Source organism: Brevibacillus sp. NSP2.1 (assembly GCF_000470975.2).
GTDB classification, from domain to species: domain Bacteria; phylum Bacillota; class Bacilli; order Brevibacillales; family Brevibacillaceae; genus Brevibacillus; species Brevibacillus agri.
Genome location: NZ_CP048274.1, coordinates 5,312,252 through 5,339,204, shown reverse-complemented (window position 1 = coordinate 5,339,204; position 26,953 = coordinate 5,312,252). Strand labels below are relative to the sequence as shown.

Here is a 26,953-nt window from a genome sequence, read left to right as displayed (position 1 = left end):
ATTCGTTCTCTAACGAAAACCCCCAGTGTGAGAAGTGGATGGAGGAGATGTAGGTGGATACACAGCCAATTCGAAAATGGTACACGCTGGCAGCGGCCGACGTGACCGAAGCCCTTCATAGCGATGCGGCTTTTGACCGCCAATCGGCTGGAGGTAGAAGAGTCGGCGCTGAAGGGGGAGTCTGTTCCTCGGCAAAAACGTCAAAAAATTGGACACGGCCCAAGCCTCGACGGTTCTGTTGGGCGATCAGAAAAACCTCGCCTTCATGGGCACGATGGCATTTTTTGCGGGCAAATGCAAAGCGGTAGACAGGAGAGCGATCGTACTTGGGGAAATATAACAATACGGTATTATTCTGCTTAATGGGGTGGGGGTTTTTGTGAAAGCGAGTCAAAAGCTGAAGCAAAGGTCATTGCGAAAGGTGCAGCAAGCCGCAAAAGAAATCGAAGCGCTCTTGCAGGAAGGAACGGTCCAGGACGATAGCGCGAAAATCAGACAAAGGCTGGATGACATGCTGGAAGGAGACGAATATTTTGTTCTCGTCACGCGGGAGGGACTCGGGATCATTCACACTAACCGGTTGCGGGAAGGCACGTTGTTCAACGATGAAGTCGGTTTACGTGCCGCACGAACCAATGAACCGTTGGCACAAATGTACCCCCGCAACACCGGTGAGCTTTTGCTGGACACATCAGTACCTGTTCAGGTAAGAGGAGAAAACGCTTACAGTCTGCGCTTAGGCGTGGTCGTACCCGCTTTGTCCTACGGCTGGAAGCTGGTGGCGGCCTTCGTCATGCCCGTTTGTTTCGCAACAGTTGGTCTGTGGCTGGCTCAGTCGCCCTGGACAAAAGGAGCGGTTGCAGCGATAGCTCTCATGCTCGCCGCTTGTATCGGGCTGTTGACCCATCGCAATTTCCGTCACAACTGGCGCGATTGGATGAGGGTCACGAAAGCCATTTCTTCAGGAAAGCTGAAAGCGAGAGTGCAGACTGCACGGCGCGACGAATGGGGGCAAATGTCGTTTGAAATCAACAAAATGTTAATTGGCATTCATGGCATATTGACTGAGTTGCGGCAGACGTCGCATGCGACCAAAGAGATCAGTACAAAGCAGGAAGCGATGGTTCAGGAGCTGCTAAGCGCTTCCGAGCAGCTTTCTGCCGGTCTGCAGCAGGTGCACGGCGGAGCGGTGGAGCAGGCGAGTCTGGTTGAAGATACAGAGGCGGTATTAAAAAAGATTACGGCACTGATTCGCAAAGCCGGGAGCGAATTGAAAGAGACCAGTACGCTGACCCAGGAAGCGGAGCTGGCCGCCCGGGAGGGGATTGCGAAAACCAGCCACTTGCACATGCAAATGCAGCGCATCGAGCAGGCGAGCCATACGACAGAGACCTCCATGTATGAGCTTAAGCGCCAGGCTGCCGGGATTGAGCAAATGATTCGCGACATCCGGGAAATCGCCGAACAGACAAACATGCTGGCGCTGAATGCAGCGATCGAAGCTGCGCGAGCGGGTGCGGAAGGACGGGGATTTGCAGTCGTCGCGGATGAGGTGCGCAAGCTGGCGAACCGGGCAGACGAAGCTGCTTCCCACATTATGGACGTCGCCGGTGCGATTATTAAGAAGTCCCATCAGACCGTGCAAGTCGTCCAGGAAGAACGCCAGGAGGTGCAAAGCGGACTCGCGCTCGTGCAGGAGCTGCAAACAATCGTGCACGTCCTGTCCGAAAAATCAGCCCTCTCTGCGACTCATACGGCGCGCAATGCGGAAGTCATGGGCGAAGTGCTGCGCGATGTCGACGCGGCCGAACAAAATATCGACAAGGTCATGTACATCTCGCAAAGCTTTTCTGTATCAGCGAAGGAAGCGGCAGCAGCCGGCGAGGCCCAGCTAAACGCAACCGAGCAGGTATCCGACCAAGCCAGACGACTCCACGAGACATCTGTGAAGATTCACCAGATTGCCGAGCGGTTCGAGCTGTAAGCGGGCCGTACAACACAAGTATCATACGGGATTACAAAGGAAGCCGCGATCAACCATGGTGGAGCATGTTGGTCGTGGTTTTTTTGCTGACATATTTGAATCAAACGGCTGTTTGGCGGAGGCGTGAACACTTTCCGTCAGCATTACTGATTGATTATGACCATTTGTGATTGTTTTTGATTGAATGTGCATGTATAATCAAAATCAATCAGATGGCACTGCCAGAAGGGAGGGTACGATGCTAACTCCGGAACGTCATCAGTTGATTATTGCGCTCGTAAAAGAAAAAGACTTCGTGCGAATCCATGAACTTGTCGAGGCTACAGGAGCGTCCGAGTCGACGATTCGGCGGGATTTGAGCGAATTGGAAGAACAGCGCTTGCTCAAGCGCGTCCACGGTGGAGCATCTGTGTTGCAAAGCAAAATCGAGGAGCCGACGATCCTGGAAAAGTCGGTCAAACGCGAGCGGGAAAAGACGGCGATCGCCAAATACGCTGCCAGCCTGGTACAAGACCGCGATTCGATTTTTATCGATGCGGGCACCACGACTTATCAGATGCTCCCGTACTTGCCCGAGAACATCATGGTCGTGACGAATGGGGTGGATATAGCCCTCCATCTGATTAACCGCCACATCCGAACGATTCTTCTGGGAGGTGAATTGAAAGCGGCTACATTGTCGCTCGTCGGGCGAGACGCGATCAAGTCGCTCAGCCAATATCGCTTTGATAAATGTTTTCTCGGCATGAATGGGATCGACCAAAGCCACGGTCTGACTACACCGGATCCCGATGAAGCGTACGTCAAGCAGTTGGCGCTGCAGTTTTCGGATGAACGCTTTGTCTTGTGCGACTCCGACAAGTTTTCGCGCGTCACGTTTGCCAAAGTGGGCGACCTGCACGGAATTACGCTCATCACGGATAGCGGTATCAGCCAAGAGGAACAACAAGTATACAGCAGAATAACAACTCTTAAAGTGGTGAAAGCATGATTTACACAGTAACCCTGAATCCGTCGATTGACTACCACATCTGGCTGTCTGCCCTGTCGCAAGGAGCGATTCACGAGGCGAAAAAAGAGTGGAAGGTTGCAGGCGGAAAAGGGATCAATGTCTCCAAAGTTCTCCGCGCCCTCGGTGAAGACAGTACGGCTCTGGGGTTTGTCGGAGGGTTTACGGGAGTATTTATACAGCAGCAGATCGAGCAAGCCGGCATTGCTCATCAGTTTATCCAGATTAATCACGATTCGCGGATCAACGTAAAAATAAAGGCTGAGAACGAGACGGATATTAGCGGGGTCTCTCCCCCCGTTCCTGAAGAAGCGCTTGAGCGCCTTTTTGAGCAGATCGACCGTTTGCAAAGCGGCGATTACCTCGTCCTCGCCGGAAGCGTCCCCAAGAGCTTGCCCTCCGATATGTACCAGATGATTATGCAGCGGCTGCGCGGCAAGGGAGTCCGCATTTTCCTTGACGCCAAAGGGCAGGCCTTGAAAAACGGTTTGCCGGAAGAACCGTTCCTCATCAAACCGAATCACCATGAACTGGGCGAATTGTACGGCGTGACGATTGCGACTCCTGCCGAAGCGATCGAGTGGGGACGAAAAGCGCTCCAGATGGGCGCGCAAAACGTCATCGTCTCGATGGCCGGACAAGGAGCGGTCTTTGTCAACCGGAATGAGTCCTATCTTGCCCAGATTCCACAGCGCAAACCGGTCAATTCGATCGGCGCCGGAGATTCGATGGTAGCAGGATTTCTCTACGGTCTGACACGCGGGATGGATACCGAAGCGGCGTTTCGTTTTGCCGTAGCGGCCGGGAGTACGACCGCCCTGTCGGAAGGTTTTTGCACGCGTGAAAAAATAGAAGCATTCATTCAGGACGTTACGATTACCTTCATTTCGTGATGGGGGGTTACCCATGAACAATAAGATTCGCATTGGTGATTTGCTGAATTCAGACACGATTGTCGTTCATTTGTCGGCGACCACAAAAGAAGCTGTGCTGGATGAGTTGATCGAGCAACTCGACAAAGCGGGACGACTGAACGACAAGGATGGCATGAAGCAGGCCATTCTCGCCCGCGAGGCTCAAGGCTCTACGGGAATTGGCGAGGGAATAGCCATCCCGCATGCCAAGACAGCCGCGGTCAAGACACCTGCCATCGCCTACGGTTTTTCCAAAGAGGGCGTGGAATTTGATTCCCTGGATCAACAAAAAGCGCATCTCTTCTTTATGATCGCCGCAACCGAAGACGCCAACCAGGCTCATCTGGCGACGCTTGCACTGCTCTCCCAGATGCTCATGGACGAGTCGTTTCGCCAGGAGCTGATGAAAGCAGAGACGAAGGAACGGGTGCTTGAGATTATCACGAACAAGGAAAAGGAACTTGAGAGCGAAGATGAAAGCGTTACAGAAGACGTGGCAGCCGATCAGCAGCACGTGTCCGCCAAAGTGGTCGCAGTAACGGCTTGCCCGACCGGCATCGCCCACACCTACATGGCTGCCGATGCACTGAAGAAAAAGGCGGCGGAGCTAGGGATCTCGCTCAAGGTGGAGACGAACGGTTCCGGAGGAGTAAAAAACAAGCTAACGTCGAGCGATATTGAAGAAGCCGCTGCTGTCATCGTGGCCGCTGACCGGCAGGTGGAGATGGAGCGTTTCGTCGGAAAGGTTCTCATCGAAGTACCGGTAGCCGAAGGAATCCGCAATGCCGAAGACCTGCTGCAGCGCGCCGTCAATCAGAGGGGCAGCGTCTACCGCGGGAGCGCGACCAATTATCAGGAAAAGATTCAGGAAGGCAAGGACGCGAAAAAGTCCAAGCAGCCAGCCTTTTATCGTCACTTGATGAATGGCGTGTCCAATATGCTTCCGTTTGTCGTGGGCGGCGGGATTATCATCGCGATCAGCTTTTTGTTCGGGATCAACGCGTCTGACCCGAACGATCCGTCCTTCCATCCGCTGGCCAAAGTATTGATGGACATCGGCGGAAAAACGGCATTTCAACTGATGATTCCGGTACTGGCCGGGTTTATCGCTTCCAGCATCGCCGATCGGCCAGGCTTTGCGCCCGGTATGGTGGGCGGATTGCTGGCAACTACATCGGGCTCCGGCTTTCTCGGAGGAATCATTGCCGGCTTTTTGGCCGGGTATATTGTGCTTGGGCTGAAAAAGCTGTTTGTTGGACTGCCGCAATCGCTGGAAGGGATCAAGCCGATGCTATTGTACCCGCTGCTGGGTACTTTGATTACCGGCTTTATCATGGTCTACATCGTCTCCGATCCCGTCGCGGCAGCCAACACGGCGCTTGGCAACTTGCTGAAAAACATGGGTACGGGAAATGCTGTTATCCTTGGTGTCATTTTGGGCGCGATGATGGCCTTTGACATGGGGGGCCCCGTCAACAAAGCGGCTTTTACGTTCGGGATTGCGATGATTGCCGAGGGGAATTACGCCCCGCATGCAGCGATTATGGCTGCCGGCATGACTCCACCGCTCGGCATTGCCTTGGCCACTACCCTGTTCAAAAAGAAATTTACGGCCGAAGAGCGGCACGCGGGAAAAACCGCTTACGTCCTGGGCGCTTCCTTCATCACGGAAGGGGCGATCCCGTTTGCGGCGGCTGACCCTACCCGCATCATTCCTTCCATTATGGCCGGTTCTGCCGTTGCCGGCGGATTGTCAATGCTGTTCGGGTGCACATTGCCGGCTCCGCATGGCGGTTTGTTCGTACTGCCGGTTGTCGGTAACTGGCCGCTGTACCTCGTTTCGATTGTTGCGGGGGTCATTGTTACGGCCCTGATGATAAAAGTACTGAAAAAAGACATGGCAGAGTAAAAAGGAGTTGGGCATCATGTTGACCAAAACATTCACCATTCAAAATCCAAGCGGCATCCACGCCCGTCCGGCCAGATTGTTTGTGGAGAAAGCGACCTCCTTTCCGTGCGAAGTGAACGTCGTCAAAGGCAGCAAGAAAATCAACGGCAAGAGCATCATGGGCTTGATGACGCTGGGAGCAGCCAAGGGAGATCAAATCACGCTGGAAATCTCCGGAGAACAAGTAGAGGAAGCGATGGAGGAACTGGGCAAGCTGCTTGAGTCGGTTCACGAGTAACAGACAGGAAGCCGCCTTCGGGGAACGACAGGGAAAAGCTCGCGTTACCATTCAATAAAAACGGGGCGTCCAGCAGTCAGTTTACACTGACTTTCTGGACAGCCCCTGTTTTATTTTCTGGCTCGTCTGCATACACATGACAATGAGTGAGAAGTGGATGGAGGAGATGTAGGTGGATACACAGCCAATTCGAAAATGGTACACGCTGGCAGCGGCCGACGTGACCGAAGCCCTTCATAGCGATGCGGCGCAGGGATTGACCCAGCAGGAGGCGGAGCGGAGACTGGTTAAGCAAGGTGCCAACCAGTTGGCTGAGAACAAACGCAAGCCTCTCTACTCGGTCTTTCTTGACCAGTTCAAGGATTTTATGGTGCTCATCCTGTTTATCGCCACGCTGATTTCCTACTTCCTGGGAGAGTATCTGGATGCGATTACGATTATTGCGATCATCATCATTAACGGCATACTCGGGTTCATTCAGGAGGCCAAAGCTGAACGATCCCTGCAAGCGCTAAAAGAGCTGGCATCCCCGATGGCCCGGGTTATTCGCGAGGGGCACATCTCCATGATTCCCGCTTCGCGCCTGGTGCCGGGCGATCTGGTGGTGCTCGAAGCGGGGGACCGGGTTCCGGCAGACATGCGGCTTTTGACCGCCAATCGGCTGGAGGTAGAAGAGTCGGCGCTGACGGGGGAGTCTGTCCCTGTCGGAAAAAACGTCAAAAAACTGGACACGGCTCAGGCCTCGACGGTTCCGCTGGGAGATCAGAAAAACCTCGCCTTCATGGGCACGATGGTGACGGGCGGAACAGGTAGCGGCATCGTCGTGGCGACCGGGATGGAGACGGAAATCGGGAAGATCGCCCACCTGATGAATACAGCGGAAGAAGCGGAGACGCCGCTGCAAGTGCGCCTGGAGCAAATGGGCAAAATTCTCGTGGTCGTCGCTTTGCTGTTGACGATTGTCGTGATCGTCGCCGGGGTTTGGCACGGACATGAGCTGTTCACGATGTTTTTGGCAGGAGTCAGCCTCGCGGTAGCGGCGATCCCGGAAGGCTTGCCAGCGATTGTGACCGTCGCGCTGGCGTTAGGCGTACAGCGGATGATCCGGCGTAATGCGATCGTGCGCAAGCTGCCGTCGGTAGAGACGCTCGGCTGCGCATCGGTCATCTGCTCCGACAAGACAGGCACGCTCACCCAGAACAAAATGACGGTGACCCATGTCTGGCACAGCGATTCCACCTATGAAGTCACCGGAAGCGGCTACGCGCCGGAGGGAGCTTTTCACTACCAAGGAAAAATGGTGTCGCCTGCCCGCGACGGAGCGCTGACGCAAATCATTCGCATCGCGGACCGCTGCAACAATGCGCGCCTGATCTGCGAGGAACAAGGCACGCGCAACTTGCTTGGCATGGGCAAAACCACGCGGCATTGGCAGATCGTCGGCGATCCGACAGAGGGAGCGCTGAAGGTGTTGGCCGCAAAAGCAACGGGCAATGCCGGAGAGCGGGGCAACCCGAAACAGCAGTCGGTGCGCGTCGAAGAGCTGCCTTTTGATTCAGACCGCAAAATGATGTCCGTCGTCGAGAAAGGCGCAGACGGCGTTCACTCCCTGTTGACCAAGGGCGCGGCAGAGGCGGTGCTGGCGCGATCCACGCACATTCTCTGGGGCGGCGAACTGCAGCCGTTGACCGCTTCATTGCGCCATCGGGTACTGGAGCAGACAGAGCTGATGGCGGGCAAAGCGCTGCGGGTTCTCGGCTTCGCCTACAAAACGCTGCAAGGCTATCGCCCTGGGCAGCCGATCGGCACGATGGAAAACAATCTCGTCTTCGTCGGGCTGGCCGGGATGATTGACCCGCCGCGCGAGGAAGTTCGTTCCGCGATCAACCTGTGCCATCAGGCGGGCATCAAGACCATCATGATTACAGGCGACCACAAGGTGACGGCCGAAGCGATCGCCCGCCAGATCGGGCTGATGCGCGGCTACGGCGAAGTGCTGGAGGGCCGGGAGCTGGACGGGATGTCGGATGAGACTCTCGCCGACCACGCCGAGCGGGTAACCGTGTACGCCCGCGTATCCCCCGAGCATAAGCTGCGGATTGTGCGCGCCCTGCAAAGCAAAGGGCACGTAGTCGCCATGACAGGCGACGGCGTCAATGACGCTCCGGCGATCAAAACGTCGGACATCGGCATCGCCATGGGGATCACCGGGACAGACGTGACGAAGGAAGCGGCCGATCTGGTCCTGCGCGACGACAACTTCGCCACGATTGTCGCCGCCGTCGAGGAAGGGCGCAACATATACGACAATATCCGCAAATTTATCCGCTATTTGCTCGCGTCCAACGTAGGCGAGATTCTCGTCATGTTTTTTGCGATGCTGCTCGGCTTGCCGTTGCCGCTCGTTCCCATTCAGATTTTGTGGGTCAACCTGGTGACAGACGGCTTGCCCGCCATGGCTCTCGGGGTCGATCAGGCTGAGGCCGACACGATGTACCAGCGCCCGCGCAACAAGGCGGAAAACATTTTCGGCAGGGGCTTGGGCTGGAAGATCATCAGCCGCGGCTTTTTGATCGGAGCCATGACGCTGCTCGCTTTCTGGCTGACGCTGCGCGAGAATCCGAACGATCTGGTCCACGCCCAGACCGTCGCCTTCGTGACGTTGGTCATGGCCCAGTTGATTCACGTGTTCGATTGCCGCAGCCAGTACAGCGTGTTTCACCGCAACGTGTTTGAAAACAAATACCTCGTCTGGGCCGTTATTTCGTCCCTGGTGCTGGTGCTCGGAGTCGTGTACATCGACGCTCTCCAGCCGATTTTCAAAACGACCGATCTGTCCATTCGCGACTGGGCGCTGATTCTCGTCACATCCGGTGTCCCGACGTTCGTGGCAGGGATCGGCGGCGTGCTCGCCAGCGGCCGACCACGAGCAGGCAAGCAAAAGCGTTCTTCCATGCGCACAGTACGTCCTGATTGAGAACTGAGTTGGTTTCGTACGGCGAAACGAGGGAGAGGAAGAAATTGTGCGTTTTCGAAAAGGAGGCTGGAAAAGGCGCGGCAGACGCATCTTCGCAACGTTTTTGTTTATTGTCGTATCCCTGGTGATCCTGTTCATCGTCGTGGAAAGAAGGATCGAGCCGACCTTGCTGCTGATCGCCCAAGCCAAAGCCGATCAGGTGGCAAAGCTCGCCATTACGGATGCGGTCACGAAGCGTCTGACGCAGCAAGGCGTGGATTTCAACGAGATTGTGATGATGGAAAAAGACGAGGAAGGGAGCATCAAAGCGGTCAATTTCAACTTCCGCGAATACTCGCGGATCGTGGGGGAGACGACCGCCCGCATTCAAAATCGGCTGAAGGAGTTGGAGCAGGAGAACGTCCAGACGACGATCCCGCTCGGCCTGGCTACCAAAAACGTGTTTCTGGAGCACCTCGGCCCGGAAATTCCCGTCTCGTTCGTGCCGATCGGCGCCGTGAAGACCCGCCTGGAGACGGAGATGAAGCAGGCTGGCATCAACATGGTGCTCGTCACCGTCTACATTTACGTCGAGGTCGATTTGCGCGTAGTCATTCCGTTTGCGACCAAGCAGCAGACCGTCACGACGCAGATCCCGATCAGCGAGGCATTGATCGTGGGCAAGGTGCCGAGCTACCTGTACAACAACCCGTCCGGAAAGCCGGATGTACCGATGCCGAGGAATGAGCAGATGATTCACCAGCCGTAATGGAAGAGGGGCGGCAATTTGGCCGCCCTTTTCTATTGGTCAAATGCATAAGCAACAGTAAGCCCCAAGACAAGCTTTTGATAATATTTGCTGTAGCAGGTTTTTAACACGGTATTTGCATTTTTATAGCTTTCGTCGTTTCTTGGAAGAGGAAGAAATAACAACAAAAGGGGCGCATGTAAGTGCTAAATCATCGGAACGGAAGTTTCAAAAAATGAGGACTGTCCGAAAAGTGTTTTTTCAGCCCAATGACTTGAAAAGCAAAACCCAAGAATGCCATGAAATCAACATTCTTGGGTTTTAGGTTTTGGTCTTTTTAGTCAGGGATGGACTTTCTGCACAGCCCCTGTTTTCGGTAGAGGGTTTCCCAATGTTTACTCTAAAGGATGCACTTCACACATTAACCAGCGTTTTAATAAACCGCTGGTACATCCACTAATTATGAAGCATTATACAGTTTTAGCGGTACCATACATGTTTCCATCAACCGTAGAACCAACTAGTGTTTCGCAACTGCCTGAATTAAATGTGATTTGTGCCCATCTGATCCCGAATCCAGCTTCAAAATACAGACGAGAATAAACTTCTGCATATGTGTAACCTTCAACGCGTGTAGTTCTCTTCTCTCCTAGCTTACGGGGGGGGAAGTTCCAGTGTAGATCCCCAGAAATGGCGACTATAATCACCATCAGCAGTATCTACCTCAACCGACTTCCCATTATACTTAAAAGACCCCTCTGCCCACAATGTAAACATCTTATTCCCCTGTGCATTGTAACCAATTCCAGTAGTACGCTTTGTATCAGTGTACTCCCACGTAAGAGCGCGAGGTTGGACAAGACTAGTTCTTTGATTCTCGGCATTGGATGAAACTGTTCTTACTTCAAGAACAAAAATTTCTCCTAATTGAGACACGTAAACGTTAATTTCACTCATATCATTTTTAATAGTAATAACTTTATCATCCGAGCGTTCTATGCTATTTTTCTTCTCGTCCATAAACGCATTAATATTATTAAGTGGTTTATTCTTTCCATATTTTTGATTAATTTTCTTTACTTCTGCTGGAAAGACATCCTCTAAAGATAACGTCGGGTCATTAAAAGCTTCAGGCGCTGGATGTTCAGAAAAAAATGTATCGATCGTTTTTTCAACCTTTCCAAGAGTAACATCATCTTTATGTTTCAAATCTTCAAGCTCTTGAATCAAAGCAGGGACACTAGTATTAATATAAGATCTAATTTCTGAAATTTTTTCCTGCCTACTTCCATCTTCAATTGTGCCATTTGCAAAAGTTGGAGAAACTGTTGTCAGCATTAATGTCCCTGCAATTAGAGTACTGAAAAATGCCTTCATACCCTAATATACCTCATTTGGAAAAATATTACTTTTTATATCAAGATTATATTCCGATACTCTCAGATTTGTCTACCTTTTTTTACTCCCCAAATAGTAATATATTAAATAGCAGATTGATATAATTAGAAGAAATATGGCTAAGTAATAAATAAAAGGCAGTAGGAATGGAGCGTGTTGCATTATCAGGTACAATACAAACGCTACTAAAAAGAATAATGTGAAAAATATAGAGAAATTTTTCATACTTTCTCATACTCCTTTTCAGACCAAAATTACGGTCGATAAAAAATCGTACCGTTGCTCCTGTTATTTGACAATAACATAATAACGATTCATCACCATAACCCGTGCTAGACATTGAAAAAACGCAGATGTTCCTTTATCGTGGGAGTTGTCGAGACAACCACTGAAAAGGAGGAAATCTGCGTTGTGCCTTGATTTTAGCACAGACTTTATCAGACTTCCATCATTCCATCTCACACATTGGGAAAAAACAAAGGAAACGGATTGGATCGCTGTTCTGGAACCGCATTCTGCCTGTCATCTTTGTCCGATCTGCCTCGGAGCCAGTACCAACCATGCACGTCCTGGACGGCGTATTCTTCGTCATCGTTTCGTTCCTTCTTGGGGGACCGTCTGGGTATCCGTTCCCGTGTATCGCCAGCGCTGTGCTAGTTGTATGCTTACATGGACAGTGGAATGGAACGGTATCCCGCCTCGAGGATCCGTTACCTCTGCTTTTCAAGAGATGGCGGTGGATATGTGCCGCTGTCGGGATTTGCTCTCTGTTGCCAAGCAATTGAGTGTGGCCTACTCGACACTCGAACGCTGGTACTACCAACTGGCCCCCCAACGCCTTGCTCAACCAAAAGAACATGTAGCTCCTGAAGTGGTCTGTCTGGATGAGTTTGCTCTGCAAAAAGGACATAAGTATGGCGTGAACCTCATGGATGCTCAAACCGGTCATATCTGGCAAGTCACAGAAGGACGTTCACGTGAACAAGTACGAAACGCGCTGCAGCAATGGCCTTTTCGTAAGGCTCCCCATGTAGTTGTCACGGATTTGGCTCCAGGAATGGCTGAAACCGTACGCCATGTCTGGAAGCATACCCTTGTGGTAGCAGATAAATTTCACGTGATCCAGCTTTTCTCTAAAGCGTTGGAAGCTACCCGAAAACGCACTCATGCTCGTGGAACACATCGTCGGGGCAGACATGAGCAACGCCTGCTCCATACGATCCCTGACAAGCTGAAGCCCGAAGAGCTTCAGGAACTGAAGATTTGGTTAGCAGAAGATCCACATCTGGAACGACTCTACTTTGCGCTTCAAGACATAAGAACCGTGTATGCCGTTGAAACCCAAGAGGCAGGGGAGGAAGCGCTTCAGAAATGGATTGTCGACCATCTCTATTCTCCGACTCCTGCGGTTCGTTCCATTGCCAAAACGATTGTCCAGTGGCAAGAGCCCATTCAGAATTATTTTTCCTTTCGGGTAACGAATGCCAAGATTGAAGGGACACACAACAAAGTGAAGGTAATCAAACGAAGAGCCTACGGCTACCGCAATCTAGAGAGATTCAAGATTCGCATTAGACTGGAGTGTAAACCGGCTACATAACTACGAAAAACTGCGATAGAGGGAGATCAAGCACGTTTTATGGTGAAGAGCTATAATAACACATAATTGCATAAAATAACCAACTTAGTTTATGTTTTGTAAAAAGCAATTATTTTGCTATTTTTATAAAAATATTGCTCGTCTAGTCTCCGACAGTGCATAAAATCCCCGGAAATAATAAGCTTGATTTTTTTTGTACGTGTTTTGTTGGCAAATATAAATGTAAAGCTAGTAAAACAATATCATGCTTCTTGTCACTATTACATTTTAATGTAATTGACTAGAGAGTATTTGCAAAATGGTAAAAATGGAAATTAAAGGTTATTTAATGCGGCTATCCTATTGAAAAATGAGTCGGGCCCATTGATGCGCAATTTGTTGAATCTCTTCACTTACAGGTTGTCTCATGAATGGGATCTAGGTTATCCTAATTTCCAAAATCTTATTATAATGACTGAGTTACTTCTTGTCCGTCTCTTTTCCAATCTATCCAAGAATCTAGCCTACACTTTCCCCAAGTGTAAAATCCTAACCGAAAAAATTTGCTGAAACGTATCCAAAACTCCTCCGTCCAATGAATAGAAACACGCAACAAGTGAAAAACAATCATTGGAGGAATACAACATGAAAACAATTCGTACAGGCATGATGACATTGGCGGCTTTGGCCGTGCTGGGAACGAACATCGTATCGGCTGCCTCCGAACCGGTAAAAGAACTGTCGGTCAATGTAAACGGAAGCGCGCTTGAGCAAGCCGCAATTTTTGATAAAGAACAACAAACCGTTTTGGTCCCGCTGCGCCCTGTAGCGGAATCCCTTGGGTACAAAGTAAGCTGGAACAACGAACAGCAGGCAGCCGAAGTGCAAAAAGGCGCGATTGCAAGCTACGCCAAGGTCGGAGAGGATCGCTACCCGTTTGCGAAAATGTACAAGACACTCGGAGCAAAACCGCTTCTCGTAAATGGCAGCACCTATGTTCCGGTCGCTTTCGTGGATGAAATCCTGCAAGCAGAAGTCCATGTGACAGACAGTGCGGTGACGGTTGTGGACGAAGAGGCAGAAAAAGCGCCAGTGCGTACGGGCACGATCACGGCAATCAACAAAAAAGACGATGGCAAAATCTCGATTGCCTTGAATGGATACGAGACGGGAATCATCCTGCACATCAGCGCGGAAACCAAAATGACTGACGCTTCCGGCAAAGAGCTGAAGCCGGAAGACTTGAAGCTGGGCATGGAAGTGGAAGCGACACACCAGCAAATGATGACGATGAGCATGCCGCCGCAGACAGGCGCGCTCAGCATCGTTGTCAAGAGCAGCCTGGAATCTGCGGAAGTCATCGGGACAACCGGAAAAGTAACGAGCATCGAGCCTGACCAGCAAGGCACCTACAAGATGGCAGTAGAGGGCCGCGGCCTGACAGCGACCTCTCCGGAAAAAGTAGCGCTGATTATCAACGACAAGACCAGCATCGTCAATGCCAAAGACAACAAGGCCCTCAAGCCGGAAGACCTGAAGGCTGGCATGAATGTGTTCGCGTTCTACGGGCCGAAACTGACGCGCAGCCTGCCGCCAATCGGTGTGGCGGAGAAAATCGTCGTGGAAATCACCGAAGCCGAATAAAACAGGTCAACCGGAAAACACCCAGGCTGACCTGCTAATAGAAAGGAACCGGGATGGCACTTGCTGTCCCGGTTTTTCTGTCAAAAATCAATCGCCCTGTGCGAATGCTCAAGAGCGGAACGGCAGCGACCGGGTCGCCTTTTTTGCTTCGGGGCAGGTCACAGGCTGCACAGCCCGGCAATGAGGCAATCCCGGCAGTTTTCGTTCAAAAAGCGTACGCCATGCAAATGACCCGGCCGAGTGTCGCATGCTCCCGTTCCTCGTAGGCCGTGAAGCCGTACTTTTCATAAAACGGAACGACCTTGCTGTTTTTGGCGAGGACGGCGAGGTGCAGGGACGTATAGCCATGTTCCCGGTACCATTGGATCAGGCAGTCGAGAAACTCTTTGGCGTAGCCTTTGCCTTGACAGTCGCTGTGCAGCATGATAAGCCCGAGCCAAGGTTGCTTGTCCCGCGGATTGCAGAGAATAAACTGTGCAATCCCGATGATGTTGCCGCTGGCGGATTCGCGCAGCGCCATGCTGTAGGAGTCCTCGAGGGCGAGGTTTTCCAGGTGATCGGCTTCTATCTCCTGGACAGTGACGGCGCGTTTTCCGAAGGCGCACTCCATATAGTCGGGGTTCGAGTTATAGACAGCAAGCAGCTCGGCAAAATCTGCGGGAGTGACTGGCGAAAAATGCAGCCGCTTGCTGGAGGGGATAAAAGCAGGAGAATGTGGCATACGAAGGCTCCTTTCTCGTCATTTAACAACAATCTAATTAGATGATAATCTAATATAAGAAAATGTCAATGCCCTCAGCGCCCCAGCCCGCGCAGGTTAAGGGAATTCCCTGATACACAACCGCCCATGTAAACTCTACAATAGCATTTAGATGATTGTCTCAAAGGAGGAGCGCATGAGTACGTGGAGAGAAGATCTGGGGACATCCAATGAAGCCATATCCCTGATGCAGTCCATCTTTGCCAACGTCAGTGACGCCATCCTGGTGATTGACCATGAGGGCCGGATCGTCAGGGCCAACGCCGCGCTGGAGCAGATGACGGGTTGGACCGAAGACGAGCTGATCCGGGAAAAGCATATTTGCGAGCTTTGCTTGGGGATGGCAACCTGTATGGAGGAGACGAGCTGTACGGACTGTTTTTTCAAACGCGTACAAATGCCGTCCTTTGAAATGAAGCTCCGTACAAAAGACGGGCGTGATTATCCCGTAGCGGCCAGCTCTGCCCGCTTGCCTGAAGAATCAGGCGGCAAGCTGGTGATGATTTTGCGCGACATGTCGGCTCAGCAGCGTGCGGAAAAAGAGCGTTACCAGCACAAGCTGACCCACTTTGCCATTCAGGCTCAGGAAGAGGAACGCAAGCGTATTGCCCGCGAGCTGCACGACGGTATCGGGCAGGCGCTTTACAGTATTTTGGTTGGACTGAATGTGGTCAGGCAAGGCAATCCGGGCGAAGCGGTCATGCAGCATGTAACAGAGCTGGTGAACATGACATCCAGGGCGATGGAGGAAGTCAAACGCATGGCGCTGGAGCTGCGCCCGTCCGCTCTCGATGACCTCGGTCTGTTGCCCGCCTTGCGCTCGTTGATGAAGCGTGTGGAAAAGACGTTTCACATCCAGGTCGAGCTGCACGTGCAGGGAGAGAAGCGACGGTACTCGGCCCCGATGGAAACCGCGCTGTACCGGATCGTTCAGGAGGCCATGACCAATACGGCGAAGTACGCGCAGGCGAGCCAGCTCGGGATCATGTTCGAGAATCGCGAAAAAGAAGTAGTTGTAACGATAGTGGACGACGGTATCGGCTTTGAGGTGGAGAAGACGTTGAATTTCGGCAAAGGGCTTGGCGTGTTCGGCATGAAGGAACGGGCGCAACTGCTCGGAGGTACGGTCGATATTCGCTCGGCGCCCCAAGAGGGGACGACTGTCATCGTCCGTATTCCGTTGCCAGAGGAGGGGATTTTGGATGACGATTCGCGTCTTGATCGCTGACGATCATGCGATTGTACGGTCCGGGCTGGGCATGCTAATCAACGCCCAGGAGGACATGGAGGTCGTCGGCTATGCGGCTGATGGCAAGGAAGCTTGCGAAAAAGCCCTGGAAATTCGCCCGGACGTGGTGCTGATGGATTTGAGCATGCCGCCGGGGGAGAACGGCCTGACCGCGACCGCAAGACTGAAGGAAGCGGCGCCGGACATTCAGGTGCTCGTCCTGACCATGCACGACGACGAAGAATACTTGTTCCGCGTACTGCAGGCCGGAGCTGCCGGATATATTTTGAAAAGCGCTCCCGATCTCGATCTGATCGCCGCGATCCGCTCGGTGAACAACGGCATGGCCTATTTGTATCCGTCAGCGACCAAATCGCTGATCGAGGAATTTTTGCAGATGGTCAAAAACGGCGAGGAGCAGGCCAAGTACGAGATTTTGACTGATCGTGAAAAAGAAGTGCTCGTGCTGGTCGCCAAAGGCTTCAGCAACAAGGAAATCGCGGAGCAGCTCACCGTTTCTGTGAAGACCGTCGAGTCGCACAAGGCGCACATCATGGAAAAGCTGCATTTGCGCACGCGTCCCGATCTGGTGCGGTATGCCATCAAAAAAGGCTGGCTTGATTTTGAATAAAGGTCCAATGCTCACGCTTCAACACTCCCTTGCCGCTGTGCCAGGGCGTGTTTTTTTATTGCGGCAGAGATTGGAAGATTATGTAACCTGACGGCTGGTTTGTCCGTCTATTGGGTGAACGTGTAAAAAATACCCAAAACAGGTTATCAGGAGGATCGAGATGAAGAGGATCAACCAGTCTGTCATGACGGCCGTCGCGGCTTGCTTGCTGGCTGCCACGCCGATCTGGACAATGCCGCCGCAGGCAGAAGCAGCAGGCAGCGCGCAGGAGCAACTGCCGCAACAAAAGGAGTTTTCCCAGGAAGTGCAAAACACGCTGGACAAGCTGAAGGAAGCCATTCCGGAAATAAAGGCGCTACGCCTGGAAAGAAAGTCCGTAGGCAAGCCGAGCTTCCGGAACTATCCACATCAGGTCTGGACTGTGCTGCTGACGGATCGGCCGGAAACAGGAGCAGAGAAAAGCCGCCTTGCCTACGCAACGGCCAGAATCGAGCTGGATGCCCAGACGGGGCGACTGCTTTACCTGGATGTGAAAAATCCGGCCTGGGCGTCTGCTGACTACCCGGACGAAAAGCTGGCGCGCGAAAAGGCCGATGCGTTTCTCGCCAGCATGCTCGGCAAGGATGCCAGCCAATTCAAGCAGTCAAAAGCGCTAAGCAGAGGAAAAGCAGGGATAGGCGACGGCAAAGGCGCCATGATCGAATGGGTAAACTCTACCGTCTACTACCAGACGCTAATCAATCAGATTGCGCTCGATGGCAACGCGCTCTCGGTTTCTGTCGACCACGCCGGGCATGTCATCCGCTTTGACGCGTACAATCAAATCCGGCCTGACGAGGTAAAATGGCCCGACCCGCAAAAAGCGATCTCCCTGGAAAAAGCAAAGCAAATTTATCAGGATAAGTTGAAAATGGAGCTGGAATACGTAGCCGAGCAGCCGACTTCCTACTCCGCGCCTGGCAGGGCAGAGGAGAAGAAGCCGATGCTTGTTTATCAGCCATACGGTGTGTACAGAATCGACGCCCTCACCGGAGAGGTGCTGGACGAGCCAGACCAGCAGGCCAAGGAGAGCGTTCAGGTAAAAGGAGAAGGGAAGACCATCAAAATCGCTTCGCAAAAAGAGGCCGAGCAATGGCTGAAGTCGCAGTTTGGCATTGACGTTGCAGGCGCTACTTTTGAATACGACGATCACAAGGACAATCTGCGGGAAGGACTGCAGGCGATTGAGTCGTACCACTGGATGGACTTCACGGAAAAGGCCAATCAGGCTTTTGAAACCATTACGCTTACGACTGATGCTGCCAGCGACCGCCTGATCGACTTTCATCTGTACCTGCCGGAAAGACAGGAGCAAAAGCAAAAAATCAGCGTCGACGAAGCGCGGAAAAAAGCGATTGCCGCGCTGCAGCCATACCTCGATCCGGCTGTTTCCGAGCTGACGCTGTTTACGTTCAGACATGATGAAGCAATCCCGGACTGGGTGGACAAAAGCAAGCTGGAAAAAAGGAACGAGCCGCGTGAGTATTACTTCAATTTTCAGGGGAAACGCAACGGAATCCCCGTGTCGGATGAATTTTACCGGGTTGGCATCGATCAGGTGACAGGCGCGGTTACAGGGCTGAGTTTCCACCCGATCCACCCTGACATCGCCTTGCCTGCTGCCACGAAGCTGGTCAGCGCCCAGGAAGCCAAAGAAACGTATCAAAAGGAAGTCGAGCTGGAGCTGGTGTATTACTGGGAACAGTACGAAGATCAGCGCGCACCTGAGCCGAAACTGGTCTATCAGCGAAAACGGGAGGACAGCTACCGCTTCGTCGACGCCACTACTGGAAAATTGATCGAAATCAAATACCGGTAAGCCTCTCCAAAACCGTTAAAGCCGATCTGCTCTTGCAGAAATCGGCTTTTTTTGTCGAACCTGTGACACAAACCGGGCAGAATCAGGAGTTTCCCTGACCATTTTAGGGGATTTCCCCGAATTACTTCCAACTGGTCCCAGGGGTAGAATGAAGGCGTGAAAGATATGATGCGCCTGCGCGGCACACAGAAAGGAGAACAGTGCGATGGAGACGCAAATCGACAAATTGAAACAAGGCAAAAAATCAAAAGAAAAAAAGACACAGCCAGAGCAAGAGGAACTGAAGGGAACGTTTGCCGCTGTGTTAATTGTGGGAGGCATCATTCTCGTCGGTTGGCTGGGTGTATTCGGGCTTTTCCTGGACCGGGCGTAATAGAGGAAGAGAAGGAGGATACTTATGCATTTGCACCGTTATGAAAAAATATGGCTGATGCTTGGTGCGGGCGGACTGGCGCTGTTTGTCCTGTTGCTGTGCGTCAATGCGTTTGCGATGGGGATGGCCCCGCCAAGCAGTATGGAAATGATCGACCCCGAACAGGTGATGGAAACCCCTCCTTTTGACAAACCGGGGCTGAAGCAGGTAGGGGACAAGGAGTACGACGCTTACATGACGGCGTTTGCCTTCGGCTTCTCGCCGACGAAGATGGAGGTCGCGGCAGGCTCGACGATCAACTTCCACGTCACCAGTCCGGACGTCATTCACGGATTCCAGATTCCTGAAACGAACGTCAACTTCATGGTTTTGCCGGGACATATCAGCTCGGCCAGCTATACGTTTGACAAGCCAGGCGAGTACTTGATTCTTTGCAACGAATACTGTGGCGCCGGCCATCAGGTGATGGCGACCACGATTATTGTGAAATAGAGGTAGGTGAACCCTATGGTAATCGCACGAAAAATAGACGATTCGATTCCCCACGTTCCGATACAGCGTTCGGCGGCTAAACTTAGTCTGTCGTATGTGTGGGTGGCGTATATCGCCTTCGGGCTGGCTGCATTGGCAGGTATGCTTCAGGGAATGGTGCGCGGCGGTATCATAGAACTGCCAAGCTGGACGAACTACTATCAAATCTTGACAGCTCACGGCGTATTGATGGCACTCATTTTTACCACGTTTTTCATCGTCGGCTTTATTTTCTCCGGGGTAGCTCGCACGACAGGCGGTTCCTTGCATGGAGCAGCGCTGAAATTCGGCTGGGCAGGCTGGATTCTCATGGTGACAGGCACCTCGATGGCTGTCGTCACGATTTTGATGAATGAAGCTTCGGTCTTGTACACCTTCTACGCTCCGCTGAAAGCATCGCCGTATTTTTACATCGGCTCGGCCTTGCTCGTAGTGGGCAGTTGGCTGGCGGGCTTCGGGGTTTTTGCCAGCTACCGCAAATGGAGACGGGAAAATCCGGGGAAAAACTCTCCGCTGTTCGTCTTCATGGCGGTCACGACTTACATCATGTGGATTATCGCGACCCTTCCGGTAGCCGTCGAGGTGCTGTTCCAGCTCATTCCGTGGTCGCTCGGACTGGTGCCGACAATCAACATCATGCTCAGCCGCACGCTGTTCTGGTTTTTCGGTCACCCGCTCGTTTATTTCTGGCTGATGCCCGCTTACATGGCCTGGTACGTATGTGTTCCGCGCATTATCGGCGGCCATGTGTTCAGTGATTCGCTCAGTCGCCTCGCTTTTATCTGTCTCTTGCTGTTCTCCATTCCGGTCGGGTTCCACCACCAGTTGATGGAGCCGGGAATTTCCGCCGGATGGAAAATGATTCACGTCACGCTGACGCTGATCGTGGTCATTCCGTCGCTGATGACGGCGTTCTCGATGTTTGCAGTCTTTGAAACGACAGGTCGCAAAAAAGGCGGCAGCGGTCTGTTCGGCTGGTTCAAGAAACTGCCTTGGACAGACGTTCGCTTCTTCGCTCCGTTTGTGGGAATGCTGTTCTTCATTCCGGGCGGTGCGGGCGGAATCATCAACGCAAGTAACCAGCTCAACGCCGTGGTGCACAATACGATTTGGGTAACAGGGCACTTCCACATTACAGTCGGCGCGGCAGTTGCGCTCACCTTCTTCGGGGTCAGCTTCTGGCTGGTGCCGGCCTTGACAGGGCGTAAGCTGACCAAGACGGCAAACCGCATGGGGATGGTGCAAACCGTCTTCTGGGCAGTAGGGATGTTCCTGATGTCGCTCGCCATGCATACGATGGGGCTGCAAGGGGCGCCGCGCCGCACGGACTATACGACGTACATGGACCATCCGACCGCGCTCGGCTGGATGGATTACCAACGCGTCATGGCGTTTGGCGGAGGGCTGCTGTTTGTATCGGCGGTTCTGCTGATTCTCATCCTGCTGTACCTGACATTCTACGCACCAAAAGGAAACACCGAGTATCCGATTGCCGAAACCGAGACTACCCAGGAAGTTCCGCGCATTTTGGAGCGTTGGCCTGTATGGGTCGGACTGGTCGCCTTCCTGATTATTTTGGCTTACGGCTATCCGATCATGGAGCAAATTCAGCATCAGGCGCCAGGCTCGCCTCCATTCCGAACCTGGTAACATAAGCAAACGAGGAAAAGAAAGAGCCACTGCCCATTTGTCATGCATGGGGGAGTGGCTCTTTCGCATTACCAGTATCCAAGAGCGGCCAATTCGGTGAAGGCGAGAATCAGATAGCCAATCGCCAGCAGCCAGAGAGCGAGCAACCTGAGATCTTCCTCTTCAAAAGACATGGAACTCCTCCTTTATCTCTCGTTACCCACAAAGTATTCAGGAGGAGAGGCATTGGTTTAGCTTTATGGCTCGTAAATCATTTTGCGGGTCATCCCGCCGTCCACTACCAGCTCGGTTCCGGTGATAAAGTCGTTTTCTTTTTGCGTCAAAAAGAGGCAGGCGCGGGCGATGTCGTCGGGCGTGCCGACGCGGCCTGCGGGATGCTGCGCATGATCGAGCGGGCGCAGTGCCGTGTAATCGCCGTTTTCAATCCAGCCTGGCGAGATGGCGTTCACGCGAATCCCGTCGGGGCCAAGCGATACGCCCAAAGCGTGAGTGAGCGCCAAAATGCCTCCTTTTGATGCTGCATACGCCTCTGAGTGCGGTTCAGACATGTGGGCTCTGGTCGAGGCCAGGTTGACGATGGCGCCGCCGCCGTTTCGTCGCATGATCTTCGCCGCTTCCCGCGAAGCGAGGAAGACGCTGCGCAGGTTCGTGTTCAAAATCCGGTCCCACGCTTCGACGGTCAGGTCGTAGGGGGATTCCCAGACCGACAAGCCGGCGTTGTTGATGAGCACGTCGAGTCGTCCCCAGCGGGCGTCAACGGTCTGCATCAGATTCTCGATTTGCTCGGGCTCGCTCACATCCGTTTGGACAAAAGCGGCCGAGCCTGCGATTGCTTCTGCTCCGTTTATTTTCTGGACGGCAGTTTCGCCAGCCTCGGAATTGCGCTCGGCGATGACGACGTGAGCGCCGTGCGCAGCGTACATGGTGGCGACGGCAAGTCCGATGCCCTGCCCGCCGCCTGTGACGATGACAATGTTATCCGTGTATTTCAAGCAAAACTCCTCCAAACAATAAAGTATGTATCAGCGTGCCCTTGTCCTTCTCCCGTCAAACTGCAATCGGGAAGAAAAAGGGATTGAATAACGTTTGTAACTATATTAATGTAAGTTATATATTTGGAACAGGCAATGGACACATGGAGGGGAGAAAACTCATGACTACGGAACTGAAAATGACGGCTGAACAAGTGATGGAAGCACGCCACAGCGTGCGCAAATACGATCCGAACGTAACGATTCCACAAGGAGAGCTGAACGAGATTTTGCGTCTCGCGGCAAGCGCTCCGTCTTCCTGGAATCTGCAACATTGGCGTTTTCTCGTCGTGACGGATCCAGCGATCAAGGAAAAACTTTTGCCGATCGCTTACGGTCAGCAGCAAGTCGTGGATGCGTATGCCACCATCATCATACTCGGAGATTTGGAGGCGTACAAGTCGGCGCGCCCGGTTTATTACGCTGCCCTCGAAAAAGGATACGTCACCGAGCAAGTGCGTGACAACATGATCGCGCAAATCGAAGGAGCTTACAAAAACAATCCGGAGATCGCCCGCGACGAAGCCATCCGCAACTCTTCCTACGCGGCGATGCAACTGATGCTGGCGGCAAAAGCCAAAGGCTACGACACATGCCCAATGGGCGGATACGATCGCGATGCGCTCATCAAAGAGCTGAACATCCCGTCCCGCTACATCCCGACATTGATGCTGACGCTCGGCAAAGCAAGCGTTCAAGCTTATCCGACAGCCCGCTTTGGACTGGATGAGCTGGTGATTACGAACAAATTTTAATCGTAAACGCGTGAAAAAGGAAACCCGCTTGGTCAGGGTTTCCTTTTTGCTGTGTGCCGACAAATCAGTCAGGGCGCTTGTTTGTCGTTTCAAGGGCGATTTACGACAGCACGGCTAGCTTGCCGGAAAATTTTCCTCAGGGCCAAGGGCGAGAGGCAGTTCTACCATGATCGAAGTGCCATGTCCTTGCTTGCTATTGACCAAAAAGCCTCCTTTGTGCAACTGAATGATCTCTTTGCAGATCGCGAGCCCGAGTCCGCTGCCAGACAGCTTGGAGCGTCCTTTGAAAAATTTTTCCGTGACGTGCGGCAAGTCATTCGGGTGAATCCCTTCTCCGCTGTCCGCGACGGTGACCGTCAGCCTTCCCTCCGAGGCTGTCGCTGTCACGGAAATCGTACCGCCCTTTGGCGTGAATTTGAAGGCGTTGTCCAGCAGATTGACGAACACTTGCTTCAGCCTGTTGCGGTCGCCCATGACGGTCAGGGGAGCAGACGGGAGCGCCAGTTGAAAATCAATCTGCTTTTCCTGGGCGCGGATGGCGAACTGGACGTGCATGTCGTCGAGAATTTCGCGCAAATCGAGCAGCTCGCGGGACAGCTTCATTTCGCCGGACTGGAACTTCGAAAAGTCGAGCAGCTCTTCCACGAGGCCGATGAGGCGGTCGGTTTCCTTGGAGATGACTTCCAGCCCGAGCATTGTTTCCTCCGGCTCCTCCAGGCCGCCGGAGAGGAGCGTTTCTCCCCAACCCTTGATCGAGGTCAGCGGCGTGCGCAGTTCGTGGGAGACGGAGGAGATGAAGTCGTTTTTCAGCTTTTCGTTTTTGCCGATCTCTGCTGCCATGTAGTTGAACGTATCGGCGAGCGTCCCGACCTCGTCGTCGTAGCGCTTCGGAGCGCGGGCGGTGAAGTTGCCCTCTGCCATTTGCTTCGCGGCATTCGTCAGGTCCTCGATGGGGTCGACGATCCGTTTGGCCATGAGCAGACTGAGGGCAAAAGCCAGCAGGACGACGCCAGCCCCGACGCCCAGCCCGTACAAGGCGATGCGATTGACCGCCTGATAAAGAGGCTCTGCCGAGATCGTGTAGCGGAGGACGCCGACGTATTCAGACCCGAAGGTGAGGGGATTGGACACGGCAATGACCCGCTCGCGCGACTGGGGCGTTCGGCCTACGAACAGTCCTTTTTGCCCCCTGATCGCTTCCATGACGTCCGAGGTTTGGACAAGCTCTCCCGTCTGGAAGCCGTACGAGTTGAGAATGACCTTGCCGTTTAGGTCGAGCACCTCGATTTTGGCGTATTCCTGGCTCGATACGTTTTCCAAAATATAGCGGGCCTTGTCTTTTAAGCGATAGCCGGTTGCGTACTTGTTAATAAAATTGGTGAAGGTCGTGCTGCGCGTCTCCAACGCTTCGGTAGCAGTTCCGAAGTAGTACGTATGGACCGCCCAGTAAAACAGTCCCTCCAACAGAAGCACGATCAACAGCAAGATCATGCCGAAGTAAAAGACGAGCCTGCTTCTAATTCCTTTCATCAGGAGCGTCCTTCCGCCAAAGGTATCCGTACCCCCAGACCGTTTCCAGGAAGGCCGGGTGGGCAGGATCGTCTTCGATTTTTTGGCGAATCCTGCGGATGTTCACATCCACGATTTTCAAGTCCCCGACGAAAAACTGTCCCCAGACGTTCGTCAAAATTTCGTCGCGACTGATCGCTTTGTTGGCATTTTCGGCCAGCAGCTTGATAATGGCAAACTCCTTCGGGGTCAGGACAATTTCCTGATCCTTTTTCGTCAGCTTCCGCTCATCGAGCAGCAGGGTGAAGGGAGCGATATCAATCGTATTTTTGTCCTCCACAAGAGCGGGGAGGGGAGCCAGCCTGCGGTGCAATGCCTTTACGCGGGCCAACAGCTCAGCCGGACTGAACGGCTTCGACACGTAATCGTCGGCCCCGAACTCCAGCCCCATCACTTTGTCCAGCTCCTGGCTCTTGGCAGTAAGCATGATGATCCCGAGGCGCGGGTATTTTTTGCGCAGTTGTCCGCACACTTCAAAGCCGTCGATGCCGGGCAGCATCACATCGAGAATCGCGATTTCGATATCGCTTTGCGCTTGCGCGATTTCCAGCGCTTCTTCGCCTGTCGCCGCCTCAATGACCTCGCAGCCTTCGCGCCGCAGATTGATGCGCACAAAATCGCGAATTGATTTTTCGTCTTCAAGCAATAAAACCTTCATAAACAAATCCCCTTGGTCTGATTTCGACTTTTTTCGCTCGCAGGCGGATCGGTACAGGGAAAACGGCATTGGCCTTTATCACGAAATGGATAAAGGCTTGTAAAGCTGGCGTATCTCGTCTGCTGTGAGCTGCATAGAGCGGTACTCCTGCATGGCAGACTTGCCGAGGCTTGGTGTCGTTTGCGGAAGGATCGCGATCAGGACCTGTTTTCCTTCTTCCTTTAAAAGAACGTAGGGCACTTGCTTTTGTTTGAGGCCGTTCTCGAATTTGTTCCATTCGGTTTGCGGAACGGTTTGGAGCGTCAAAAGCTCGGCTTTATTTTTCCCGTTTTCCCCGTAGTAGAAAAAGCGGATGATGTGCGAATTGGCGTTGGGACTGGCGGCAATCGTGAATTTTCCGCTCCATTTTTCCGGTATTCTCAGATCGAGTCCCAGGTCATAGTTTTGGTAATGATCCTCTACATGCTTCAGCCCGGTCTTGCCGTCCCATTGAAAATAGGAGGAGATCCAGGGAATTTCGACCATGGCCAGCTCTTCTGTGCCGGGCGGCTGTGTTCTGGTGCCGATCTCGATAATGCCGTCCCCGTTAATATCCTCACTGTACAAAGGGTAGGGCTTGAAGGTCAAATCCATTTCGCCCTCGACTTTGACCAACGGGTTGTGCAAGGTGCCATTTTCCCAGAGGAGCATGTCGGTGGCGGCCGAGTGCGCCCCTACCCCGGCTTCGATGAACAGGGCATTTTGCGTAGGGGACGCTTTTCCGATAAGCGCTTGCTCGTATCCGTTCACATAGCCGTCCAGCGCGATCTCGGTCAGCTTGGCGATTTGGCCGTCTTTGGCCCCAAACAGCTCGGCTTTGGAGGTGAAATTGCTGTGGTCGTGCAGGACCAGGGCCAGTTCGGTCTGTTCGTCCCCGGTCAAGTCGCCCACCGCCATGACGGAGTAGGGCTGTTTCATCAGCTCCGCGGTTTTGTCGTCGGTAATCGAGTACACGGACAGCTCTCTGTTCAGACCGTCGCCGCCGCCCAGGCCAATCAGCATTTCGGGAATCTGGTCGCCGTTGAGATCGTGAAACGAGACGTAGTCCAGCTCATTGCCAATCCCGGTAAAGGAGGTCAGCTTTTGCCAGTTTCCTTGCTTTTGCGAAAGCACCAGCACGCCGATTTCGTAATCCGTTTTCTCCGACTTGTAAAAAGCGACGACCTCAGGGGTTCCATCGCCGTTCAGGTCTTGAAGAGAGACGGCGCTCGCCTCTGCGGGGTGGAGCGGCACAGCCAACTGTGAGCCCGCAGGCAAAAATTGCATGACAGCCTGATTGATCGATTTTTGATCGCCGTCAGCAGAGGGGGCGCGCATCAGTTCGTTAGGGGTATCTGCCAGGCCGCAACCGCTCACGAGAGAAGCGCAGATCGCGGCAGACAAAAGCCAAGCCTTTTTCATTTGTGATTGTTCCTTTCTGCAGCAGCTTCCGTTTGACTCTATTGTAGCCTG

22 protein-coding genes are annotated in these 26,953 nt (G+C 53.0%); 16 read left to right on the top strand and 6 right to left on the bottom strand.

What is annotated here, in order from left to right; translation table 11 throughout:
* Positions 1 to 379: 379 nt before the first annotated feature.
* The 7 genes from M655_RS26265 (at position 380) to yunB (ending at position 9,818) form a co-directional block, all read left to right on the top strand.
* Positions 380 to 1,984 carry a methyl-accepting chemotaxis protein gene (locus M655_RS26265; RefSeq protein WP_005835572.1) on the top strand — a complete coding sequence of 535 codons (1,605 nt, stop codon included), beginning with the start codon at positions 380 to 382 and terminating at the stop codon, positions 1,982 to 1,984.
* A gap of 238 nt (positions 1,985 to 2,222) precedes the next feature.
* Positions 2,223 to 2,975 (top strand): DeoR/GlpR family DNA-binding transcription regulator, encoded by a 753-nt coding sequence (locus M655_RS26260; protein WP_007782597.1) that lies wholly within the window; start codon positions 2,223 to 2,225, stop codon positions 2,973 to 2,975.
* Positions 2,972 to 3,886, top strand: coding sequence for a 1-phosphofructokinase (gene pfkB, locus M655_RS26255; protein WP_005835575.1), 915 nt, complete (start codon positions 2,972 to 2,974; stop codon positions 3,884 to 3,886). The genes M655_RS26260 and pfkB overlap by 4 nt, the downstream gene beginning before the upstream one ends.
* Before the next feature lie 13 nt (positions 3,887 to 3,899).
* A complete protein-coding gene (locus M655_RS26250; RefSeq protein ID WP_026558304.1) occupies positions 3,900 to 5,816 on the top strand; it encodes a PTS fructose transporter subunit IIABC in 1,917 nt (638 codons plus the stop codon).
* 16 nt (positions 5,817 to 5,832) lie between these two features.
* Positions 5,833 to 6,093, top strand: coding sequence for an HPr family phosphocarrier protein (locus M655_RS26245; protein WP_005835578.1), 261 nt, complete (start codon positions 5,833 to 5,835; stop codon positions 6,091 to 6,093).
* A 172-nt stretch (positions 6,094 to 6,265) separates the two neighbouring features.
* Positions 6,266 to 9,070 (top strand): calcium-translocating P-type ATPase, SERCA-type, encoded by a 2,805-nt coding sequence (locus M655_RS26240; RefSeq protein ID WP_026558303.1) that lies wholly within the window; start codon positions 6,266 to 6,268, stop codon positions 9,068 to 9,070.
* 46 nt (positions 9,071 to 9,116) lie between these two features.
* Positions 9,117 to 9,818: a sporulation protein YunB gene (yunB, locus tag M655_RS26235; RefSeq protein ID WP_026558302.1), complete on the top strand. Its 702-nt coding sequence runs from the start codon at positions 9,117 to 9,119 to the stop codon at positions 9,816 to 9,818.
* Between the two features lie 633 nt (positions 9,819 to 10,451).
* Here yunB and M655_RS26230 read toward each other — a convergent pair.
* Positions 10,452 to 11,174, bottom strand: a complete 723-nt coding sequence (locus M655_RS26230) for a hypothetical protein (protein ID WP_051353965.1) — start codon at positions 11,172 to 11,174, stop codon at positions 10,452 to 10,454.
* Between the two features lie 394 nt (positions 11,175 to 11,568).
* Here M655_RS26230 and M655_RS26225 point away from each other — a divergent pair, with 394 nt between their 5' ends.
* The gene (locus tag M655_RS26225) at positions 11,569 to 12,795 is read left to right on the top strand and encodes an ISL3 family transposase (protein WP_353505611.1); all 1,227 of its coding nucleotides are present in this window, start codon (positions 11,569 to 11,571) and stop codon (positions 12,793 to 12,795) included.
* Positions 12,796 to 13,419: 624 nt separating this feature from the next.
* On the top strand, positions 13,420 to 14,418 hold the full coding sequence (locus tag M655_RS26220; protein ID WP_025845797.1) for a copper amine oxidase N-terminal domain-containing protein: 999 nt from the start codon (positions 13,420 to 13,422) through the stop codon (positions 14,416 to 14,418).
* 205 nt (positions 14,419 to 14,623) lie between these two features.
* On the opposite strand, the gene M655_RS26215 is transcribed toward M655_RS26220, so the two are convergent.
* Positions 14,624 to 15,139 (bottom strand): GNAT family N-acetyltransferase, encoded by a 516-nt coding sequence (locus M655_RS26215; protein ID WP_026558301.1) that lies wholly within the window; start codon positions 15,137 to 15,139, stop codon positions 14,624 to 14,626.
* Between the two features lie 175 nt (positions 15,140 to 15,314).
* On the opposite strand from M655_RS26215, the gene M655_RS26210 reads away from it, so the two are divergent.
* From M655_RS26210 to M655_RS26185, 6 genes are all read left to right on the top strand, one after another.
* The gene (locus M655_RS26210) at positions 15,315 to 16,406 is read left to right on the top strand and encodes a PAS domain-containing sensor histidine kinase (RefSeq protein WP_005833281.1); all 1,092 of its coding nucleotides are present in this window, start codon (positions 15,315 to 15,317) and stop codon (positions 16,404 to 16,406) included.
* Complete coding sequence (locus tag M655_RS26205) at positions 16,381 to 17,037, top strand: response regulator transcription factor (RefSeq protein ID WP_026558300.1); 657 nt, start codon at positions 16,381 to 16,383, stop codon at positions 17,035 to 17,037. The genes M655_RS26210 and M655_RS26205 overlap by 26 nt, the downstream gene beginning before the upstream one ends.
* Before the next feature lie 160 nt (positions 17,038 to 17,197).
* Positions 17,198 to 18,895 (top strand): YcdB/YcdC domain-containing protein, encoded by a 1,698-nt coding sequence (locus tag M655_RS26200; RefSeq protein WP_026558299.1) that lies wholly within the window; start codon positions 17,198 to 17,200, stop codon positions 18,893 to 18,895.
* Positions 18,896 to 19,100: 205 nt separating this feature from the next.
* The gene (locus M655_RS26195; RefSeq protein ID WP_005833287.1) at positions 19,101 to 19,268 is read left to right on the top strand and encodes a cytochrome c oxidase subunit 2A; all 168 of its coding nucleotides are present in this window, start codon (positions 19,101 to 19,103) and stop codon (positions 19,266 to 19,268) included.
* A gap of 24 nt (positions 19,269 to 19,292) precedes the next feature.
* Positions 19,293 to 19,760, top strand: a complete 468-nt coding sequence (locus tag M655_RS26190) for a cytochrome c oxidase subunit II (RefSeq protein ID WP_005833289.1) — start codon at positions 19,293 to 19,295, stop codon at positions 19,758 to 19,760.
* 15 nt (positions 19,761 to 19,775) lie between these two features.
* A complete protein-coding gene (locus M655_RS26185; protein WP_007782622.1) occupies positions 19,776 to 21,449 on the top strand; it encodes a b(o/a)3-type cytochrome-c oxidase subunit 1 in 1,674 nt (557 codons plus the stop codon).
* A gap of 236 nt (positions 21,450 to 21,685) precedes the next feature.
* On the opposite strand, the gene M655_RS26180 is transcribed toward M655_RS26185, so the two are convergent.
* Positions 21,686 to 22,441 (bottom strand): SDR family NAD(P)-dependent oxidoreductase, encoded by a 756-nt coding sequence (locus M655_RS26180; RefSeq protein WP_007782629.1) that lies wholly within the window; start codon positions 22,439 to 22,441, stop codon positions 21,686 to 21,688.
* A gap of 161 nt (positions 22,442 to 22,602) precedes the next feature.
* Between M655_RS26180 and M655_RS26175 the strand changes: the two genes are divergently transcribed.
* On the top strand, positions 22,603 to 23,235 hold the full coding sequence (locus tag M655_RS26175; RefSeq protein ID WP_026558298.1) for a nitroreductase family protein: 633 nt from the start codon (positions 22,603 to 22,605) through the stop codon (positions 23,233 to 23,235).
* Positions 23,236 to 23,349: 114 nt separating this feature from the next.
* Here the strand turns inward: M655_RS26175 and M655_RS26170 are convergent, their stop codons facing one another.
* The 3 genes from M655_RS26170 to M655_RS26160 all read right to left on the bottom strand — a co-directional run bounded on the left by M655_RS26170 (position 23,350) and on the right by M655_RS26160 (position 26,902).
* Positions 23,350 to 24,765 carry a sensor histidine kinase gene (locus tag M655_RS26170; RefSeq protein ID WP_007782636.1) on the bottom strand — a complete coding sequence of 472 codons (1,416 nt, stop codon included), beginning with the start codon at positions 24,763 to 24,765 and terminating at the stop codon, positions 23,350 to 23,352.
* A complete protein-coding gene (locus M655_RS26165; RefSeq protein WP_007782640.1) occupies positions 24,752 to 25,462 on the bottom strand; it encodes a response regulator transcription factor in 711 nt (236 codons plus the stop codon). Before M655_RS26165 ends, M655_RS26170 begins: the two co-directional genes overlap by 14 nt.
* Positions 25,463 to 25,540: 78 nt before the next feature.
* Positions 25,541 to 26,902 carry an FG-GAP repeat domain-containing protein gene (locus M655_RS26160; RefSeq protein WP_005833299.1) on the bottom strand — a complete coding sequence of 454 codons (1,362 nt, stop codon included), beginning with the start codon at positions 26,900 to 26,902 and terminating at the stop codon, positions 25,541 to 25,543.
* Positions 26,903 to 26,953: the final 51 nt, after the last annotated feature.

Excerpts from the sequence above, each read along its gene's own strand:
- M655_RS26260 (WP_007782597.1), top strand. The coding sequence starts at position 2,223 with ATGCTAACTCCGGAACGTCATCAGTTGATTATTGCGCTCGTAAAAGAA.
- pfkB (WP_005835575.1), top strand. The coding sequence starts at position 2,972 with ATGATTTACACAGTAACCCTGAATCCGTCGATTGACTACCACATCTGG.
- M655_RS26250 (WP_026558304.1), top strand. The coding sequence starts at position 3,900 with ATGAACAATAAGATTCGCATTGGTGATTTGCTGAATTCAGACACGATT.
- M655_RS26245 (WP_005835578.1), top strand. The coding sequence starts at position 5,833 with ATGTTGACCAAAACATTCACCATTCAAAATCCAAGCGGCATCCACGCC.
- M655_RS26230 (WP_051353965.1), bottom strand. The coding sequence starts at position 11,174 with ATGAAGGCATTTTTCAGTACTCTAATTGCAGGGACATTAATGCTGACA.
- M655_RS26220 (WP_025845797.1), top strand. The coding sequence starts at position 13,420 with ATGAAAACAATTCGTACAGGCATGATGACATTGGCGGCTTTGGCCGTG.
- M655_RS26215 (WP_026558301.1), bottom strand. The coding sequence starts at position 15,139 with ATGCCACATTCTCCTGCTTTTATCCCCTCCAGCAAGCGGCTGCATTTT.
- M655_RS26210 (WP_005833281.1), top strand. The coding sequence starts at position 15,315 with ATGAGTACGTGGAGAGAAGATCTGGGGACATCCAATGAAGCCATATCC.
- M655_RS26205 (WP_026558300.1), top strand. The coding sequence starts at position 16,381 with ATGACGATTCGCGTCTTGATCGCTGACGATCATGCGATTGTACGGTCC.
- M655_RS26200 (WP_026558299.1), top strand. The coding sequence starts at position 17,198 with ATGAAGAGGATCAACCAGTCTGTCATGACGGCCGTCGCGGCTTGCTTG.
- M655_RS26195 (WP_005833287.1), top strand. The coding sequence starts at position 19,101 with ATGGAGACGCAAATCGACAAATTGAAACAAGGCAAAAAATCAAAAGAA.
- M655_RS26190 (WP_005833289.1), top strand. The coding sequence starts at position 19,293 with ATGCATTTGCACCGTTATGAAAAAATATGGCTGATGCTTGGTGCGGGC.
- M655_RS26185 (WP_007782622.1), top strand. The coding sequence starts at position 19,776 with ATGGTAATCGCACGAAAAATAGACGATTCGATTCCCCACGTTCCGATA.
- M655_RS26175 (WP_026558298.1), top strand. The coding sequence starts at position 22,603 with ATGACTACGGAACTGAAAATGACGGCTGAACAAGTGATGGAAGCACGC.
- M655_RS26170 (WP_007782636.1), bottom strand. The coding sequence starts at position 24,765 with ATGAAAGGAATTAGAAGCAGGCTCGTCTTTTACTTCGGCATGATCTTG.
- M655_RS26165 (WP_007782640.1), bottom strand. The coding sequence starts at position 25,462 with ATGAAGGTTTTATTGCTTGAAGACGAAAAATCAATTCGCGATTTTGTG.
- M655_RS26160 (WP_005833299.1), bottom strand. The coding sequence starts at position 26,902 with ATGAAAAAGGCTTGGCTTTTGTCTGCCGCGATCTGCGCTTCTCTCGTG.